General features: G+C 54.3%; 17 protein-coding genes, 1 tRNA gene and 1 pseudogene. 13 read left to right on the plus strand and 6 right to left on the minus strand.

Annotated elements, in window-relative coordinates; all coding sequences use genetic code 11:
- Positions 1-128: 128 nt before the first annotated feature.
- The 4 genes from KV190_RS08870 (at position 129) to KV190_RS08885 (ending at position 1,931) form a co-directional block, all read left to right on the plus strand.
- Positions 129-503 carry an FHA domain-containing protein gene (locus KV190_RS08870; RefSeq protein ID WP_460192910.1) on the plus strand — a complete coding sequence of 125 codons (375 nt, stop codon included), beginning with the start codon at positions 129-131 and terminating at the stop codon, positions 501-503.
- 8 nt (positions 504-511) lie between these two features.
- Complete coding sequence (locus tag KV190_RS08875; protein WP_460192911.1) at positions 512-1,120, plus strand: biotin transporter BioY; 609 nt, start codon at positions 512-514, stop codon at positions 1,118-1,120.
- A 112-nt stretch (positions 1,121-1,232) separates the two neighbouring features.
- Positions 1,233-1,691 (plus strand): type II toxin-antitoxin system VapC family toxin, encoded by a 459-nt coding sequence (locus tag KV190_RS08880; protein WP_460192913.1) that lies wholly within the window; start codon positions 1,233-1,235, stop codon positions 1,689-1,691.
- Positions 1,692-1,709: 18 nt separating this feature from the next.
- Positions 1,710-1,931 carry a hypothetical protein gene (locus KV190_RS08885; RefSeq protein WP_460195258.1) on the plus strand — a complete coding sequence of 74 codons (222 nt, stop codon included), beginning with the start codon at positions 1,710-1,712 and terminating at the stop codon, positions 1,929-1,931.
- 38 nt (positions 1,932-1,969) lie between these two features.
- Here KV190_RS08885 and cobN read toward each other — a convergent pair whose 3' ends face one another.
- A complete protein-coding gene (cobN, locus tag KV190_RS08890; protein WP_460192914.1) occupies positions 1,970-5,653 on the minus strand; it encodes a cobaltochelatase subunit CobN in 3,684 nt (1,227 codons plus the stop codon).
- A 158-nt stretch (positions 5,654-5,811) separates the two neighbouring features.
- Between cobN and KV190_RS08895 the strand changes: the two genes are divergently transcribed.
- Positions 5,812-8,004, plus strand: a complete 2,193-nt coding sequence (locus KV190_RS08895; protein ID WP_460192915.1) for a hybrid sensor histidine kinase/response regulator — start codon at positions 5,812-5,814, stop codon at positions 8,002-8,004.
- On the opposite strand, the gene coaE is transcribed toward KV190_RS08895, so the two are convergent.
- The 3 genes from coaE to KV190_RS08910 all read right to left on the minus strand — a co-directional run bounded on the left by coaE (position 7,975) and on the right by KV190_RS08910 (position 10,165).
- Positions 7,975-8,586, minus strand: a complete 612-nt coding sequence (gene coaE, locus KV190_RS08900; protein WP_460192917.1) for a dephospho-CoA kinase — start codon at positions 8,584-8,586, stop codon at positions 7,975-7,977. The two genes, KV190_RS08895 and coaE, sit on opposite strands and share 30 nt — an antisense overlap.
- On the minus strand, positions 8,579-9,142 hold the full coding sequence (locus KV190_RS08905) for an FxLYD domain-containing protein (protein WP_460192919.1): 564 nt from the start codon (positions 9,140-9,142) through the stop codon (positions 8,579-8,581). The genes coaE and KV190_RS08905 overlap by 8 nt, the downstream gene beginning before the upstream one ends.
- Positions 9,143-9,241: 99 nt before the next feature.
- On the minus strand, positions 9,242-10,165 hold the full coding sequence (locus KV190_RS08910; RefSeq protein WP_460192921.1) for a DUF928 domain-containing protein: 924 nt from the start codon (positions 10,163-10,165) through the stop codon (positions 9,242-9,244).
- A gap of 156 nt (positions 10,166-10,321) precedes the next feature.
- On the opposite strand from KV190_RS08910, the gene KV190_RS08915 reads away from it, so the two are divergent.
- Positions 10,322-11,059 (plus strand): 7-carboxy-7-deazaguanine synthase QueE, encoded by a 738-nt coding sequence (locus KV190_RS08915; protein WP_460195259.1) that lies wholly within the window; start codon positions 10,322-10,324, stop codon positions 11,057-11,059.
- Positions 11,060-11,061: 2 nt separating this feature from the next.
- Here KV190_RS08915 and KV190_RS08920 read toward each other — a convergent pair whose 3' ends face one another.
- Complete coding sequence (locus KV190_RS08920) at positions 11,062-12,246, minus strand: hypothetical protein (protein WP_460192922.1); 1,185 nt, start codon at positions 12,244-12,246, stop codon at positions 11,062-11,064.
- Positions 12,247-12,396: 150 nt separating this feature from the next.
- On the opposite strand from KV190_RS08920, the gene KV190_RS08925 reads away from it, so the two are divergent.
- Positions 12,397-12,741 carry a carboxymuconolactone decarboxylase family protein gene (locus KV190_RS08925; RefSeq protein WP_460192923.1) on the plus strand — a complete coding sequence of 115 codons (345 nt, stop codon included), beginning with the start codon at positions 12,397-12,399 and terminating at the stop codon, positions 12,739-12,741.
- A 24-nt stretch (positions 12,742-12,765) separates the two neighbouring features.
- On the opposite strand, the pseudogene KV190_RS08930 reads toward KV190_RS08925, so the two are convergent.
- Positions 12,766-13,358 (minus strand): annotated as a pseudogene (locus KV190_RS08930) (IS5 family transposase); the annotation flags it as partial.
- A 245-nt stretch (positions 13,359-13,603) separates the two neighbouring features.
- Here KV190_RS08930 and KV190_RS08935 point away from each other — a divergent pair.
- The 6 genes from KV190_RS08935 to KV190_RS08960 all read left to right on the plus strand — a co-directional run bounded on the left by KV190_RS08935 (position 13,604) and on the right by KV190_RS08960 (position 18,173).
- The gene (locus KV190_RS08935; RefSeq protein ID WP_460192924.1) at positions 13,604-14,605 is read left to right on the plus strand and encodes a hypothetical protein; all 1,002 of its coding nucleotides are present in this window, start codon (positions 13,604-13,606) and stop codon (positions 14,603-14,605) included.
- Positions 14,606-14,698: 93 nt separating this feature from the next.
- A complete protein-coding gene (locus tag KV190_RS08940; protein WP_297048623.1) occupies positions 14,699-15,850 on the plus strand; it encodes an NAD-dependent epimerase/dehydratase family protein in 1,152 nt (383 codons plus the stop codon).
- 6 nt (positions 15,851-15,856) lie between these two features.
- Complete coding sequence (locus tag KV190_RS08945; RefSeq protein WP_460192926.1) at positions 15,857-16,693, plus strand: sulfurtransferase; 837 nt, start codon at positions 15,857-15,859, stop codon at positions 16,691-16,693.
- Positions 16,694-16,723: 30 nt separating this feature from the next.
- A complete protein-coding gene (locus tag KV190_RS08950) occupies positions 16,724-17,320 on the plus strand; it encodes a DUF3611 family protein (RefSeq protein ID WP_460192928.1) in 597 nt (198 codons plus the stop codon).
- 24 nt (positions 17,321-17,344) lie between these two features.
- A complete protein-coding gene (pyrF, locus tag KV190_RS08955) occupies positions 17,345-18,049 on the plus strand; it encodes an orotidine-5'-phosphate decarboxylase (RefSeq protein WP_460192929.1) in 705 nt (234 codons plus the stop codon).
- Positions 18,050-18,101: 52 nt separating this feature from the next.
- Positions 18,102-18,173, plus strand: a tRNA-Val gene (locus tag KV190_RS08960).
- The last annotated feature ends 16 nt before the right edge of the window (positions 18,174-18,189 follow it).

The raw sequence follows: 18,189 nt of genomic DNA on the forward strand, positions 1-18,189 counted from the left end.
AAGGTGACACCCGCAAATCACTTAATTAAAAACATTCAATTCCGGACTTCCACAGGTTTTCAGAGCCTCAGCCCGTCCCAAAAGTACGGATGGAGTACGTATGATAAAAGTATCCGTGGCAGACCCCTATGACCCGCCTTCCAGACGTTGACAAACAAGCATGGCTGATTGTGCGCTCCCAAGGTACGGTGGTCGGCAAGTATCACCTCGCAGGAAAAGCGTTCTGGAAAATTGGCCGTGCCAGCGACTGTGACATTATTATCCATGACCCCTATATTTCCCGACATCAGGCAACCATTGAACTACGGCCACGCGGCAATGCGCTACTGTACCTGATTCGTGACAACAATAGTCGCAATGGCACATTGATTAACGGCACCCCCCTATTGGATGAGCGGGTATTACACCATGGGGACATTATCATGATGGGAGATACGGATCTCACGTTTCGCTATACGAGTCCGACGCCGTCAGTTACGCCGAATGTGTTGCAGCGCTCTTGAGAAACGACTTGTCACCCCTCGATGAATTTTTGTGGGCGATTTTAGGCCTCCTCCTAACTGTGGCCGGAACGTTCATGGAAGCCGCGATCGCCATCCCCAACCTCCTCAATGAGGAAGGGCAATTGGTTTTGCCCAGTTCATGGGCCGCCGTTCCCGTGTATGCGTTACCCGTGTCCTATCAGGTAGCAGCGGTTCTCTTGGTCGGATGTATGGGGGGACGGCAAGCCGCAGCCCTCTCACAGGTGGCCTATTTGATTCTGGGGCTGAGTGGCTTTCAGGTTTTTTCCCAGGGGGGTGGTCTGGACTATTGGCGTGAACCGACATTCGGTTACCTGTTGGGTTTTGTGCCGGGGGCTTGGGTCTGTGGTTGGCTGGCTTTTCGCCCCCAAAAGCGAGTGAGTCTGGAATGGCTTGCCTTGAGTGGCCTAGCGGGACTGGTGCTCATTCATGTCTGCGGTGCCCTCTACCTCAGTGGTCTGGCCCTTGCAGGGCAGTTGAGTCAACCCTTGGTGGAGTTACTAGAGCAGTATTCGCTTTTTGCCTTGCCGGGGCAGTTGGTGATTGTCTGCTTGGTGGCAGCGATCGCGCGGGTGTTGCGCTTGATTTTGCTGTATTAAGCCCTTCACAATGATTAAGCACACTTAAAAACAGTCAAGACTGCGATTGGACGGGAGCGAATTCCTCTACATACCCCATATTTTGGAAAGGGGCCATCACTCAGGAAATTTAATGAGCAAGACTTATAAAATCTACATGGATGTGTGTTGTCTGAACCGCCCCTTTGACGACTGGAGCCAACCTCGGATCCACTTAGAAGCTGAAGCAATAGTTACTATTTTAGAACGTTGCCAAACAGGTGATTGGTTACTTGTGGGTAGCACAGCTATCGAGTCAGAGGTTGCTCAAACGCCTGAAATCACTAGGAAGCAACAGGTCATAGATTTACTGGCTATGGTTAAGATGAGTATAAGAGTTACTTCAGAAATCATGGAGCGAGCTAGCAGTCTGCAAAACTTAGGATTCAAGCCTTTTGATGCTCTTCACATTGCCTGTGCTGAGGCTGCTCATGTTGATATTTTTCTTACTACTGACGATCGCCTATTGCGTAAAGCAAGCACCCATATCAATCAACTAAATGTAGAAATTCAGAATCCATTGATATGGCTGATAACAGCTACCACAGATTGATTAAGGAGATCACCGATGATGACGCCAGTCGAGTTGAAACGCAAGGGATTTAGGGCATTGGTTAACGCCCTCGGTTATGCTGATACGATTCGCTTTATTCACCAGTATGATCATGGCAGTGGTGACTATACTAGGGAACGCCACGAATGGCTTGATAAGCTGACCCTTGAAGATATCTGGGCTGATATTCAACAACGGCAAAGCCTATCCAGCCAAGACTGCAATACTGTTGATGACTGATTTCGGGCGGATATTTCTCCGAAGGCGCTGAGATTATGCTAGGGGCTAAATTTGCCCTCAATCAAGCCTTCGGCCTCTAGGGCGATCGCTCGCAGGCGGTCTAAGATCTGCGGAGCAGGTGCTTGCCACAGTTGGCGCTGGGCAGCTTCGAGGAGTCGCTCGGCCATATCCCGCAGTGCCCAAGGATTATGCTGCACCACAAAGGCTTGCGTTTCGCTGTCAAGCAAATAGGTCTGAGCAACGCCTGTAAACACATAGTCGGGCACACAGCGAGCTGTGGCGGCATAGCCAAAGAGATAATCTACCGTGGCTGCCATTTCAAAGGCACCTTTGTAGCCATGACGCTTGATGCCTGCGAGCCATTTGGGATTAATGACGCGGGAGCGATAGACCCGCAGCAGTTCTTCTTGGAGTGTGCGAATTTTCGGCTGCTCTGGCCGTGAGTGATCACCAAAGTAAACCGTGGGCTGCTGCCCCGATCGCGATCGCACGGCAACGGTCAAGCCCCCCTGAAACTGGTAATAATCATCGGAGTCCAATAGATCATGCTCACGGTTGTCTTGGTTTTGCAGCACCACTTGCAATTGACTCAGTCGCTGCTCTAGGGCTTCCGCTGCATTGTGGCTGTGGGCTTCCCCCGTGTAGGCGTAGCTACTCCAGTGGATGTAGGCGCGGGCAAGATCGTCATCTCCCTGCCAGTTTTGGGCTTCGATCAGTCCTTGGAGTCCCGCCCCATAGGCACCGGGTTTGGAACCAAAGATGCGAAAGCGTGCCCGTTCTTGAGCTTGATTCAAGGGGAGACCCTGCTGTTGCCAATAGGCCGTTTCTTTGGCCACTTGAGCCGCCAAGGGATTTTGATCCGGGGGTTCATCCAACTGGCTCACCCGCTGCACGGCCTCATCAAAGAGGGCAATCAAGTTGGGAAAGGCATCGCGGAAAAAGCCAGAAATTCGCAGCATCACATCCACACGCGGCCGTCCCAACAGCGACAGGGGAATCACCTCTAAATCCACCACCCGTCGCGAGGCACCCTCCCACACAGGACGAACCCCCAAAAGGGCAAGGGCTTGGGCAATATCGTCGCCCCCCGTGCGCATTGTTGCTGTGCCCCAGACCGAGAGGCCAAGGCTGCGGGGAAAGTCGCCCTGCTCTTGACAATAGCGTTCGATGAGTGCTGCCGCCGATCGCTCCGCCAACGCCCAAGCAGCCTCCGTCGGTACTGCTCGCAAATCCACCACATAGAAATTCCGTCCCGTGGGTAGGACATCCGGACGACCGCGACTAGGGGCACCGGCAGCACCACTGGGAACGTAGCCACCATTGAGGCCATGGAGAAAGTGGTCAATTTCTTGGCGGGTCTGTTGCAGGGCAGGGTAGAGCACCGTGCGAATCCAATCCAGTACCTGCTGAGTTGCGCTGCCACAGGGGAGATCAGGGGTGCCCCGCAGCACACTCTCCACCTGTTTTGCCGCCTCTTCCTCTAGGGCATTTTGCCACTCGCCCACGGAGCGATAGCCGGGGACAGGACTAGGCGCCGTTGGATCAGCCGTGAGGGGGTCTAAATCCACCCCTTGATCCGTCGCCAGAGCGCGCGTGAGACCCCGATGCTGGGTACTGGGACTACGAGCAATGGCAATGATCAGATCCCGCAACTGTTGCCCTTGGGGGCATTGACCGAGGATATGCAGGCCATCGCGGATTTGGGCATCCCGCAGATCACAGAGGTAGCCATCGGTGCGTGCCAGCCATGCTGTCCAAGTTTCCTCTGGATTAGGGGCGGTAATTTCCTGGTCGAGATCCAGCTCTTTGACAAGGGCTTCAATCTGCTGCCGTAGCACGCTCAAACGGGGGCGATCGAACTGCTCAGCGGCGTAGTATTCCTCAATGTAGTGGCTGAGGGTCTCTAGGCCACCGTACAGCTCAGCACGGGTGAGGGGGGGTGTCAAATGATCCAAAATCACTGCTTGGGCACGGCGTTTCGCTTGGGCACCTTCACCGGGATCGTTGACAATGAAGGGGTAAAAGTGAGGCACAGGTCCGAGGGCAATTTCGGGAAAACAGGAATCACTGAGGGCAATCCCTTTGCCGGGGAGCCATTCCAGATTGCCGTGCTTGCCGACATGGACAATCGCATCCGCCCCAAAAACATGGCGCAGCCAAAAGTAAAAGGCGAGATACGCTGGGGTGGGTTCCAAATCGGGGGCATGGTAATTCAAACTGGGGTCGCGATCGTAGCCCCGACTGGGTTGGACACCGACAAAAATGTTGCCCCAACAGTCACCGGCAATGGGTAGGTCTGTGGTGGGCGATCGCCAGCGTTGGGTAATGGCCACCTGTACTGCCCTTGGCAGGTTCTGAAAATAGTGCTGGTAGGTGTCAAGGGAGAGGGTATAGCGGGGCAGCCGCCAGTGATTGCCTTCGGGGTCGTTGGTGCGGTAGCGACTGAGGTGTTGGATCAGGGCATCGCCATCCTTGGGCAAAGGGTCAGTCCCCAGATCATAGCCAGCCGCCTGAAGTGCCTTGAGCAGTTCCACCGTACTGTTGGGGGTATCGAGACCCACGCCATTGGCAAGGCGACCATCACGGCAGGGATAATTGGCCAAAATCAGGGCAATGCGGCGTTCCGCAGGGGCTTTGCGGCGCAGTTTCAGCCAGTTGGCTGCCAAATCACTGACCCAGTCTAGGCGATCGCCCGCTGGGGCATAGGTGGTTACGGTGGTTTCCACCGCTGGTTGAATTTGGGAGACCGCCTTAAAGGACACGGCACGGGTAATGATGCGGCCATCCACCTCCGGCAAGACGACGTGCATGGCAAGGTCGCGGGGGGGCAGTCCTTGGGGATGGTGTTGCCAAGTCTCGTGGGTGCTGCTGCTGAGAATGACCTGTAGCACGGGGACATCCAACTGTTGCCAAAGGTTCACCTCATTGGGTTTGGCGATCGCGAACCCCGTCGTATTGAGAATCAGTTCCACCTTGCCCTGCCAGGCCGCCAGCAGCTCCTGTTGAATGTCTGGGTCTTGGAGCGAGGAGACAAATACGGGAACCGGTGCCAATTGCCGCTGCATCAAAGCCTGAGCAAGAGCATCAATCACAGCAGTATTACCCGCCAAGTAATGGGCACGATAAAAGAGAATCCCCACCTGCGGCCAGTCGCTGGCTATCTGCCCCGCAATCGGATAGGTGCCCCAGCGGGGAATCCTTTGGGGGGGTGGGGGGGGCTGACCCCAACGGCAACCGTGGTGGCCAATGAACTCTAGGGCACGCTGAATATTGTCCTGTCCTCCCTCGCGGAAGTATTGCCAGAGGCGATCAACTTGGGTCAGCGGCCAACTGGAAAGGCTCATCAGTTCGAGATCGGGGCGATCGTCCCCCGGCAATAAGATCAACTGCCCACCGCGATCGCTGACCGTTTGCTGCGCTACCTCTAGGCCATAGCTCCAATAGCCCCGTCCCCCCAAAAGGCGAATCACGACAACGTCGGCCTTGGCTAGGACGCGATCGCCATAGTCATCAATGGCCGCTGCTGCTTGTAAATGCAGTAAGTTCGCCAAGCGCAGAGGGGGAAAGTCCGTGGGGAGTTGCTTGTAGGCTTGAGCCAGCAGGGCAATATCCGTATCCGCTGCCGTTAAAATAACAATGGGAGCACTGCTTTGCTGTAGAAATGCAACATCGCTGTTATCTGTGGCAACAGTCAGATCATTTAATGTAAGAATTCGATGCATACGTTGACAACAATCATTAAAGAAACTGGTGGGCTTTCCCCCCTGTCCCCCTTGAGCCGCTACAACAGAAGTTAATGGGAAAAGCTTCTAGCGATCGCAACCCGCATGGCGATGCCGCTTCCTGCGATGAACCGATCAAGGATTGAACTTCAAAAACTATGCGCCAGCCCGTCTTTGATCGAATTTTACCAGCATTTTTCTACGAGCGAATCGCTACAGTCCTGCTCGCAGAAGCGAGTCATCGCGGGGCAACAGTTCTTACCCGTGAAGAGGTGATGGCGTCTGCCGATGCCCCTTTTCTCGTCGTCGTGGCAGAGACCTTTGCGCTGCTGTTGCAGGCAGAACCCGTACCGCAGATGAGTGCCTATCGGGTGGAAATCCTCACTGACCCTGTGGCGATCGCCCGCTTTTTGCGCAAAATCCGTAGCCAAGTTCCTGTCAACCGCCGTCCCCTGATTCGCGCTGTTTTGCAGCAACTGACCCCCCTAAATGCCAAGCAACAAATGTTGCCCGCTGATCTGGCGATCGCTCTGATGGCCGTTCTCAGTGAAGAAACCACTGCCCAGTGCCAAAGTTGCCAACCCCTCGTGACGGCTGCCCTCAACGAACGCCAAGCCCAAGAACGGCTGCTGCATCAGGTAACAACCCAAATTCGCCAGAGCCTTGAGCTGCCTGAACTCTTGAAAACAGCCGTGGATCGCATTCGTGAGTTTCTGAATGTGGATCGGTTGTTGGTGGGGCAATTTGGTGAGACCCAAGGGGAACTGCACGGGCAAATTACCTATGAATCCTGCCGCGATGGGGGCATTCCATCCGTCCTAGGGCTATGGGATGAATGTTGGCAGTGGTCCGCCTTACCCAGCAGTAGCTATCAGCGCCTGAGTCATGGTGAGGCCATTGTGGTTAATGACATTCAGCAGTTCTATGCTGAGGTGCCCTGTCTTCAGTCCTTTGCTGCCCGCTGGCAGATCAAGGCATGGTTGATTGTGCCAATTCTGGTGCAAGAAAAACTCTGGGGAGTCCTCATTGCCCACCAGTGCGATCGCTCCCGCCAGTGGCAAGCCCAAGAAATTGAGTTTCTCACCCACCTCAGTCAACACCTGAGCATTGCCATTTACCAAGCGCAACTCTACAGCGAACTACAACAGCAAAAGGCCACCCTTGAACAGCGGGTGAATGAACGTACCCAAGCGTTGCGGGAAGCTTTAAGTGCCATGGAAGCCGCCCACCGCATTAAAAACGACTTTTTGGCTACCATGAGTCACGAGCTGCGCACCCCTCTGACCTGTGTGATTGGGGTTTCGGCAACGCTATTGCGCTGGCCCCTTGGCCCTCTGACAGCCAAACAGCGGGAATATCTGGAAATTATCCACGAGAGTGGCACCCACCTACTGGAGTTGATCAACAGCATTCTGGATCTTTCGCAGGCGGAATTGGGGCGATCGCACCTGCATCGTAGCGCCTTTTCAATTCGGCAACTGTGTACCGACTGTATTGAAGTCGTCAAACCCCAAGCCCATCGCCATCAGGTCAACCTGCACCACCAACTGATGATTCCCCCGAGTCGCGATCGCTTTTGGGGAGACTATCGCCGCATCCAGCAAATTCTCATTAACCTGCTCAGCAATGCCATTAAGTTCACGCCTGCGATGGGGGAAGTGATTCTGCGGGCATGGTGGAAAGAGGATGAACTGATCTTCCAAGTGCAGGACAATGGCATCGGCATCCCTGCGCACCTGCAACCCTTACTCTTTCAGAAGTTTCAACAACTGGATAGCTCCTTTGGCCGTGCCTATACCGGGGCAGGTTTGGGGTTAGCCCTCACCAAGCAGTGGGTGGATCTGCACCATGGCTGGATTGATGTGGACTCCACCGAAGGCAAAGGTAGTACCTTCACGGTGGGGCTGCCGGCGATCGCTTCAGACCCTCTACCAGAACCCCCGAAACTCAAGCTGGATGTCCCGCCTCTAGCAACAACAGATGTACTGGTCGAACCTGAGGGGCGAATTGTGCTCGTGAGTGAGGATGAGGCCACTGCCACCTTGATCTGTTCTATTTTGACCACCGCTGGCTACCAAGTGATTTGGCTGGTGGATGGTGAAGTGGAACGGTTGCTGGCACTGACTCCCATTGCCGTGCTTTTGGCCGAACCCTTTAGCTATGGGGATGTGCAGGAGCTAGTGGATCAGTTGCGACAACGCTGCACCCCTGAGCAACTCAAGATTTTCATTTTGGGGTCAAAGGGCAATTACCAAGGGGTTGATCGCTACATTCCTTTGCCGATTAATCCAGAAAGTTTCCTGCAACAGGTGACCATGGGGCTAACTTCCCTTGCCATTTCTGCCCAGTAGGGACAAGGCCTGATCCACCTGACGGTAAAGTTCCTCAAGAGAACCGGTATTCCAGAGCACCGTGTCTGCCCGCCGAATTTTTTCCTCTAGGGGCAGTTGACTGGCGAGGCGTTGGGTGGCTGCATCTCCAGAGAGGCGATCGCGCTGCTCAAGGCGGGCTAATTGTTGCTGCGGTGTGGTGGCCACCACCCAAATGTGATCCACAAGGCCCTCAAGATGCGCTTCAAACAGTAGGGGAATGACTAAGGCCATTAGAGCCTGATCGCAGGTATCAATTGCTCGTTCCATCTCGGCAATCACCCAAGGATGAATTTGCGCCTCTAGCCATTGGCGCTCCTGCGGCTGAGCAAAGACAATTTCCGCTAAACGGGGGCGATCGAGGCTGCCATCACTACGGCAAATTTCACCCCCATAGCGATCGACAATGGCTTGATAAATGGGCGTTCCGACGGCAACCGCCTGCCGCGCTAAGACATCAGCATCGACAATAGGCACACCATACTGCTGCTGCAAATAGGCAGCCACCACAGATTTACCGCAGGCAATTCCCCCCGTGATACCGAGGCGAAGCGGTTTAGACACCCCCTTGGAGCTGCACCGCTGGCTGACTCAGCCGCACCCGTGCCCCAATATCCGCTGGCACCGTGGGGAGCATTTGTTGATAGGTCACTGTTTGACCGGGACCGACGGTTGCCGGTTCTGGCGTCGCTGCACCCGTTTGCAGAATTTGGCCATTGGGACCCACGACCTCATAGTTAACGGATTGAATCGTTACGGGTTGGCGGTTATTGTTCGTCACGGTACCGGTCACCACTGAAGAGCCTGGTAACTTCAGGACGGGCTGAAGCTGCGGCTGCCCCACGCGGATATTGCGTAGGAGCTGTTGTTCCAGAACTTTGGGATCGACTTCTTGGGGCGTCTCTGAGGTTGTCGGCGTAGAAGCGGCTGCCGTTGCTCCAGAAAGGTTGAGCAAATGATTCCAGTAGCGTTGATGGCGTCCCCAGTCATAGGGGGAGTTGCCAATGATCACAATGTCACCCGCCGCCCGTTGTGCCAAGGCAGGCAGGGGGGCGATCGCTCCAAGGAGCACAATACTGGTTAGCCAGAAGGGAAAGGGCGCTCGATTCATGTTTAGCATGGCGCACGCTCCTGTGAATGCAGCCTACTTTCTATCCTAGTGCAACTTGATGTAGGGGTTGTCCTCAGCCAACCGCCCTCAATATCGGCACAGGGGCGTCTATCGCAACAGCGGCATATTGACAATTTGTGGATCAATACCGGCACTCTTGAGCACATCCTGCCACTGCTGTTTGATGGCAGGGTCATTGGGATTGCTTTGCTGCAACTCCACAAGGGTTGCCAAGGTATCGTTCCAGAGTTGACTGGTGGCCAAAAGGGGCAGGCGATCGGCCGGGGGCATGGTGGTCATCACTTGGGCAAGGTTGCTGTCTAGCTCGGCCCGCTCAATCCAGCCCGTCACAAAGGGATTGGCATCGGGTTCATTGGGCTTACAGGTGAGGGAGAAAATCCACTGGTATTTTTGCCCCGGTTGTAGCTTCGCCTTACTGGCATCCACCGTTACGGGTAAAATGCCGGCTTTACCATTCAAAGGCACTTGTTGGGTGAGGAGCAGATCGCCAGCTTCTGAGAGCAGCATCAGTTCCGCCGATTTGGCCGTGCTTTGGGGGACAAAGAAAAAGAGACTGGGATTGGCCGCAGCCGTCATCCCCAAGTTATTATCGGGCACAAGGGCGACAATTTTTGTCAGAGAGCCTTGGGTACATTCACCAAAGCGGGTGGCGCCTGCGATCCGTTGCCCTGGCATGCCGCGATTTGTGGGTACAAAGGTGAGACGGTTACTCGATTGGGCAGCGTAGCGATCGCGAGCAATATAGGCCTCTACATTACTAATCGCCGTGAGGGCATAGCGGTTACCGGGGCGCAGACTGAGGGCACGGCGGAAATTCACCAAGGCGGATTGATAGTCGCGTTTGGCGGTGAGTTGATACCCCCGCTGCATGTAGCGATCGAACTCACTGGCTTGGTTAGAGGAATTTTGGCCAACAGCAGGTAACGATGGCAAAATAACTGGCAGGGCACCCATCCCCATTGCCAAGGTACCGACAAGCAGCCACGAAAGGCCAAAACGGTGGGCAGACATAGCACTTACCTACTGAACACGCTAACTATCTTTAAGGTACTATCGGAAAGAACGCCCGATTGTGATCAGGCTTGCACATCCCCTGTGATTTCTGTAAAAGAGCAGCAAACTAACGATCAGTTCTCCCTTGCGCCGATCTCCCTTCCTTTGGTGGAGATGTTCTCAGCGATTCAAGGGGAAGGCGCCAATGTGGGGTGTCGGCAAATTTTTATTCGTTTAGCGGGCTGTGATCTCCGCTGCACCTATTGTGACAGTGCCCACACATGGTTTGTTCCCGCCCATGCCCTCATTGAAGCACAAGCGGGCGATCTCCACTTTCAAACCGTACCCAATCCCGTCCCTGCCGCCCATATTCTCGAAGCTGTACAGCAGCTCAATACTCCCCCCATCCACGACAGTATTAGCCTCACCGGCGGCGAACCGCTGCTCCATGCTGCAACACTGGCACCATTTTTGCCCCTCCTCAAGGCCCATAGCTCCCTGCCCCTCTACCTTGAAACTGGCGGACACCATCCAGAAGCACTGGAGCAAATTCTTCCCTATCTTGATAGCGTGGGTATGGATATTAAGCTCCCCAGCGTCAGTGGTGAGTGCCATTGGTCAGCCCATGAAGCCTTTTTGCGCCTGTGCGATCGCGCCCCTGTCGAGGTCTTTTGCAAAGTGATTATCTCCCAAACCACCGACCCTGCCGATCTCGATCGCCTCAGTGCCCTTGTGGCCAGCGTCAATCCCCATATTCCCGTCTTTCTCCAACCTGTGACGCCCATCGGTACCGGTCGCTGTACCCCCCCACCCACCCCAGCACAAGTCCTCACATGGCAAGGGCAACTCAAGGCACGGCTGACCCATGTGCGGGTCATTCCCCAAACCCATAAATTTCTTGGCCAGCGCTAGGCTTATTTCTTAATCAAGATATAGGCACGGACGTAATCCGGTATGCGACGGGCAGCCGCTTGATAGCTAGCACGGTCAGGAAAAATGCCCGCTAGAAAGTCCAACTGATAGAGATTGGGCATAAAGGCTCCCCCCGTATCGGCAATCACGCCGAGGCGCAGTTTAGGCTGACCGCCCTGGGTATCTTCAACCACAATGACTCGCCCAAGACCGATATTCCAGACATCCCCCGCAAAGGTCACCTCAGGTTGAGTATTGATTTTGTTTTCGATGGTGCTGCCATAGCCCTTAAGGAAAGGCACTTGACGAAAATACCAGTAGCGTCGCTGCTCGTAGGGATCAACCCCCTTGACGAAGGGAATATCATTATTGCGATCCACATTGAAAAAGGCTTCCGTGCCATCGGTAAATTGCACCAGAATCGTCCCCTGCATCAGGGCATCCTCAAGCCCTCTCCTCGTCAAGTAGGCCAAGGGTTTCACCCGTCCATAGAGGGAGCCACCCGGTTCAAAAATCCCTTCCAGTACCTGTTGCTTTGTCAGTTGCTTATAAAATAAGTCCTCGGGTTGATCGGGAACACGGGGTGGCAGAGCATAAAGCGCTGTATTGTAGGTCTCTGTGCGGGTGCGTGAGCCGCGATGGGTAAATACCGCGTAGTTGGTGAGGCGCAATTCCTCAGTTTGATTGGGATTGCGGGGATTGTGGGGCAGCCATTGAATGACGCGAAAGTGCTGATTAATAAATGCGGGGTCTTGTAAACGAATCGGGCGCTTGCGGCTAATATCCTCTGTGAGGGTCGCAATCATGAAATCTAGGGTGTCGAGGACTTGGGGCAGCGTCACCCCTTTAATCGCCAGAATGCCCTCCCGTTGGGTGATGGGGTCTGTGTCACTAAAGTCTTGAAAATACTGGCGAGTGCTACGCAACACTTGCAGCAACTTCATCGGGGCGGTGCTAATGCGGTGCGAGGGCAGGGGGCGATCGCGAAACAGGTTCCGCCCATCCACTTGAAACTGGGGCTGGCCAAATTCATCCAGCGCGGTGTACAGGGGAGATACAGCCACAGGAGACGGTGTAACCGTTGCAGATGCTTCTACTGGTGCTGACGGCACTGTTGCCGCTTGACAGCCCACTGCCAAGAACATCATACTTAGACGACTTGCCGCACTCAGCCAATAGAAACGCATAGGTACACATTGAAATTCTCCAAGTTATTTTATTCCCTAACTGGTTCTTGCCGTCAAAGGAAACCCGAAGGAGAAAAAACGTTGAAGTTTCAGGCGGGTAGCCTCGTTCAGCGGCGATGATAGGCGTAACACGAATGTTTGAGAACAGCGATGTACAGCGAGCAAATTAACCACATCAAATCCTACACGGCAAAGCTAACGGCGGCGATGCCCGATGCCATGAAGGCCTTTTATAGCTTGAGTCGAGCCTCGTCAACCCCCGGTGCCCTTGATACCAAAACCAAAGAGTTGATTGCCCTAGCCATTGGGGTCGCCAAGCACTGTGACGGCTGCATTGCCTTCCATACCCGTGCCGCTTTGCATGCGGGCGCAACCCCTGAGGAAATCATGGAGACTCTAATGGTGACTGTGGCCATGGATGGCGGCCCTGCCTTGATGTATGCCACTCACGTCATGGAAGCCCTAGAGGAATTTAGCCAAGAACAAGCTCACTGACGCTCATCCCGCTAGGGTGTGTCATCAGTTGAGCCAAATAACAGCGGTAGCGAGATATATCGCACCTAAAAAGTTTCGCGCTGTCTTATCGTAACGTGTGGCAATCCCTCGATAGTGCTTAAGCTTGGCAAAAAAAATCTCAATCAAGTGCCGAGCTTTGTACAGTTCTTTGTCATAACCACGACGCTGTTTACGACAAGACTTGGGCGGAATGACAGCCTCGCACCCTTTCTCCGCTAGCCCTCTTAGCACCCGCTCATCTGCATCATAGGCTTTGTCCACCAGTAATGCTTGTCCTTCTTGAACAAGCTCCAGCAGCACATCTGCTCCCGCTAACTCGTGGACTTGGTCTCCACTCAGATAAAACCCCGTCGGATGACCTAAGGCATCACACAGCGCATGAATCTTTGTACTCAACCCACCTTTACTGCGCCCAATCGCTTGGTCTACAAGGCAGCCGTCTTCTTATTTTTTTGGGCAGCTCCAGCACTGTGCTGATGCGCCCGTACGAGGGTGGCATCGATCATGGCGTATTCATTATTCGCATCTTCAGCCAAAACGTTGAAGACCCGCTCCCAAACCCCTGTTTTTGACCATCGAGTATGGCGGGTATGGATGAATAGTGCCCCCGGGCCTAGCGTAAAGTTCTCCTTGACGATACTCGTGGCGCTCCGTTGCCACCACTTCTTGAGCGAGGTAAGCTTCTGGAGTGAGGGACGTTACTTCTGGCACCAATAGTGTGGTCATAAAGCTTCCCGTCAACGCAGTAATTCAATCCTAAGCAATTTACCACCCTTTTCTGGGAGGGGTTCTCATCGTTTGGGATAGGCTATACTGCTGAAGCTGTGGTTTTCGCCGACCAATGGAGCCAACGTCTGACTTTGTTTTGCCCATTCCGGCTGCGGATACCCCCCTCTCTGAGGAGGAATTTCTGCAACAGGTGCGCCAAGCGTGGCAGGTGTGTGAGCGCTTTGATCTGCAAACGGAGATTTGGCGAGGGCAAATTCTACGGGCGGTGCGCGATCGCTATCGCCATCAAGGGGATGAGCGGGGTATTGGCTTTCAGCAGTGGCTACAGGAACATGAAATTAGTAAACGCCGTGCCTATGATTTGATGCAGTTGGCCGATCGCGCTGATGAATTGCTCAAGGAACGTCCCCTACCCCCCGAAGCCATTTCTCGCTTTAGTAAACGCGCCTTTTTGGAAACCGCCGCAGCAGACCCCGAGGTGCAAGCCCTGATTACCCAAGCCGCAGCAGCGGGCGATCGCATTACCCACCGCGAAGTGCGCCAACTCCAAGAGGAATGGACTGCCCTGCACTCTGATCTTCTACCGCCAGTGGTGCGCCAAAAGGCTAGCGATCGCACCCTTGCCCCCCGCTACGTTGCCCCCTTAGTCAAGGAATTAGAAAAGCTCCCCCCCCAGCAGCAGCAGGAACTCTCCCAAGAACTGGCCAGTGATCCCAGTGTGGAAACGGTTAAGGAAGTCACGGCGACGGCTCGTCAACTCAGCCGCTATCTTGAGGCCGCTCCCCAAATTCAAGCCCTCAACGCCCACCCTGTGGATCTCGAACAAGTCCTTATCGAAGCCCAGCGCCTTGAACAACTGCAAACCGTTGCCGATCTCTTGCAGCAGGCAGCGCAACTGGAAAGTACCATTGCTCGGCTGTATACCACGTGGCAGCGCCTCAGCCATTTGAGCGATCGCCTCTACCAAGAAGCGGGTGCCAGCACGCCCCAATTACAGGCACTATTAGAGGCCTTAGATTTTCTCTCTGGCGATATTGTGCAAATTGATTTGGCGGGACAAACCGTTAAGTTACATATCTTTTCTGAGAGTGAAACTCGCGCCCCCGAATTCTAAACCAGTGGATCAACGGCGTCCCCATTACTGGTAACGTGGTATGGAAGCCACTAAATGGCTGGCGGAGTAGTTATCGATTTCAGCACGGTTAGCATGAGAGTCCTCGTAATTGGCGGTGATGGTTATTGCGGCTGGGCGACAGCCCTGTACCTTTCAAATCGTGGCCATGATGTTGCGATTTTGGATAGCCTAATTCGGCGTCATTGGGATGCTGAACTCTGTGTCGAGACCCTCACGCCGATCGCCCCCATTCAGCACCGTCTGCAACGCTGGCAGGATCTCACTGGCAAAAAGATTGGCCTTTATATTGGCGATATTTGTAACTATCACTTCCTTGAGCGCGCCATGCTGGAGTTTCAGCCCGAGGCGATCGTCCACTTTGGCGAACAGCGCTCCGCCCCCTACTCCATGATTGATCGTGAACACGCCGTCCTCACCCAAGTCAATAACGTGGTCGGCACCCTTAACCTGCTGTACGCCATCCATACCCACAACCCCGACTGCCACCTGGTGAAACTAGGCACGATGGGTGAATATGGCACTCCCAACATTGACATTGAAGAGGGCTACATTACGATTGAGCACAATGGTCGCAAAGATACATTGCCCTATCCCAAGCAGCCCGGTAGCTTCTATCACCTCAGTAAAGTTCATGATAGCCACAACATCCACTTTGCCTGCCGCATTTGGGGCTTGCGCGCCACCGATTTGAACCAAGGGGTGGTCTATGGCGTGCTCACCGAAGAAACGGGCATGGATGAATTGCTGATCAACCGCCTTGACTACGACGGTATCTTTGGCACTGCCCTCAATCGTTTCTGTATTCAAGCTGCCATTGGCCATCCCCTGACGGTGTATGGCAAAGGGGGGCAAACTCGCGGCTTCTTGGATATTCGCGATACCGTGCGTTGTATTGAATTGGCCGTTAACAAGCCTGCCGCGCCGGGTGAATTCCGTGTCCTCAACCAGTTCACAGAACAATTTAGTGTCGGTGACCTTGCCCACAAAGTGCAAGAAGCGGGTAAAGCCCTCGGCCTCAAGGTGGAAATCCAACACCTCGAAAACCCCCGTGTTGAAAAAGAAGAGCACTACTTCAACGCCAAAAACACCAAACTGCTGGATTTGGGACTACAACCCCACTATCTATCGGATTCACTCCTTGACTCACTCTTGAACTTTGCTATCAAATACAAAGACCGGGTGGATGTCAACCACATTCTCCCGAAAGTGAAATGGCGCGCCTAAGCTCCTATGACCCCCTATGCCGTAACGGCGTCTTGGTTGGCTGAGCATTTGGCAGATCCAACGGTTGTGATTGTGGACTGCCGCTTTGACCTCATGGACACGACGCGCGGGCAACGGGAGTATGCCCAAGGGCACCTGCCGAGTGCTTATTATCTCGACCTAGAGCAGGATCTCTCCAGCCCCCGGCAAGACCATGGCGGGCGTCATCCCTTACCTGCTCCCGAGAAATTAGCAGCACGGCTGAATGAAATGGGGGTTACCCCAGAAACGCTCGTGGTGGCCTATGATGATTCGCGGTTTGCCTATGCGGCTCGCTGCTGGTGGCTCTTGCGCTGGTTGGGGCACGATCGCGTGGCGGTGCTCGATGGTGGCTATCGCGCCTATGTGGCAGCGGGCTATCCGATCACTAGCCTTGTGCCAACCCCTCGGCCGGGAAACTTCCAGCCGCAGCCTCATCCGGAGTGGGTGGTGGATCGGAGTCGCGTGATTGCTGCTCAAGCTGACCCCCAGACAGTGATTGTGGATGCCCGCGAACCTCGTCGCTATCGCGGTGAAATTGAACCCATTGATCCGATCGCGGGTCATATTCCCGGAGCAGTGAATTATCCGTGGCAGGCCATCTCCGATGAACAGGGGCGCCTCAAATCGGTTGCCGAACTGCAAGCCCACTGGCAGCCTTTGGCTGAGGCTGAGCAAATCATTGTCTATTGCGGATCGGGGGTAACGGCCTGTGTGGATATTTTGGGGCTGGCGATCGCTGGCCTGCATCAAACCAAGCTCTATGCGGGCAGTTGGAGCGATTGGTGTTCCTATTTGGCGGCACCCCATGACCGTTCGCTATGATCAAGCCTAAGCCCTCTTCCTCACACGACCATGGAACGTCTTCCCGGTAATGCCCCCTCACCATCCCATCGAAGTACGACCCAACCTCTCCACCGTCTTGGCCGTGAACTGCAACGCTTTGGCTGGATTGGCTTTTGGACACAGGTCGTCCTTGGCTTTGTCTCGCTGTTGATTATTATCATCGTTGTCTTTAGTCGCCAATTTAATATCAATCGTCCGCAAAATGGCATGAATAGTCCCACACTGGGCTTAGTGCTGGCGATTATTGGCCTAGTGTTTTTGGGCGTGAGTATTTACTGCTGCTATCGCTATCCACAACTGGGACGACGCTTGGATCGACCCGAAAAACGCCCGACCAAGGAGCACGTGATCCGCAGCTTGAATATTGGTCTCTGGGTAAATATCGCTGGCATGATTTTTACGGTGGCAGCCGCTGAGTGGAATGTGGGGATGTTGTTGCTCAAGGTGCTGTCGATTCCCCAAGGGGCAGCGGTCTATGCCACCAATGTCTTGATTGAGCCACTGGAAATTTTTGTGATTCAGGCGAAGGTGAATACGATTGCCGCTCAGTTGACGGGTATTATTGTGGCGCTGTGGTTGTTGCGCTGTGTGCGCCGTCCCATGTGAATTGTGTGAGGAGATCCAAGAGACTTGTTTAATTCTCAAGAGGCTGTTGCCAGCAAAATTATTGTGGCCTTGGATGTGCCCAATTTGGAGGTGGCGATCGCCACTATTCATACACTGCCCCAAGTGCAATTTTGGAAAGTGGGGCTAGAACTCTTTTGTGCCAGTGGGCCGATTATTCTCGATGTCCTCAAGGATCAGGGGAAGCGCATCTTTCTCGATCTGAAGCTTCATGATATTCCCAATACGGTGGCCGCTGCCGCCCGGGCGATCGCTCCCTATGGCGTGGATTTTGTGACTATCCACACTGCCACTGGCTTAGCGGGTCTGAAAACTGCGCAGGCAGCTCTAGGGGAGAGTCGCACCCAACTCATCGGCGTCACATTGCTCACCAGCATTGACGCAAACACCCTTCAGCAGGAACTCCAGATTCCCCTTGATCCGGCCACCTATGTTGAACGCATGGCGGATCTGGCTCATCAAGCGGGACTGGCGGGCATTGTCTGCTCCCCTCAGGAGGCGGCACGGGTGAAACAACGCTGCGGAGAGGAGTTCTTGAGAATTTGTCCCGGGATTCGCCCCCTTGGTACGGCCACAGGGGATCAAGCGCGATCGCTGACGCCCAATGCCGCCTTTGCTGCCGGTGCCTCTTACCTTGTGATTGGCCGCCCAATTTTACAAGCAGCGGATCCGGCCGCAACCTTTGATGAAATTTGCCGCAGCCTCGTCTGAGCGATTTACAAAAGCCTGCAAACCAAGATATGATTAAAAATTGTCTGAACTAGGGCGATTAGCACAGTGGTAGCGCACTTCCTTCACACGGAAGGGGTCACTGGTTCGAATCCAGTATCGCCCATTGCTGACTTCGAGTT

Source organism: Thermosynechococcus sp. FA-CM-4201 (genome assembly GCF_054689355.1).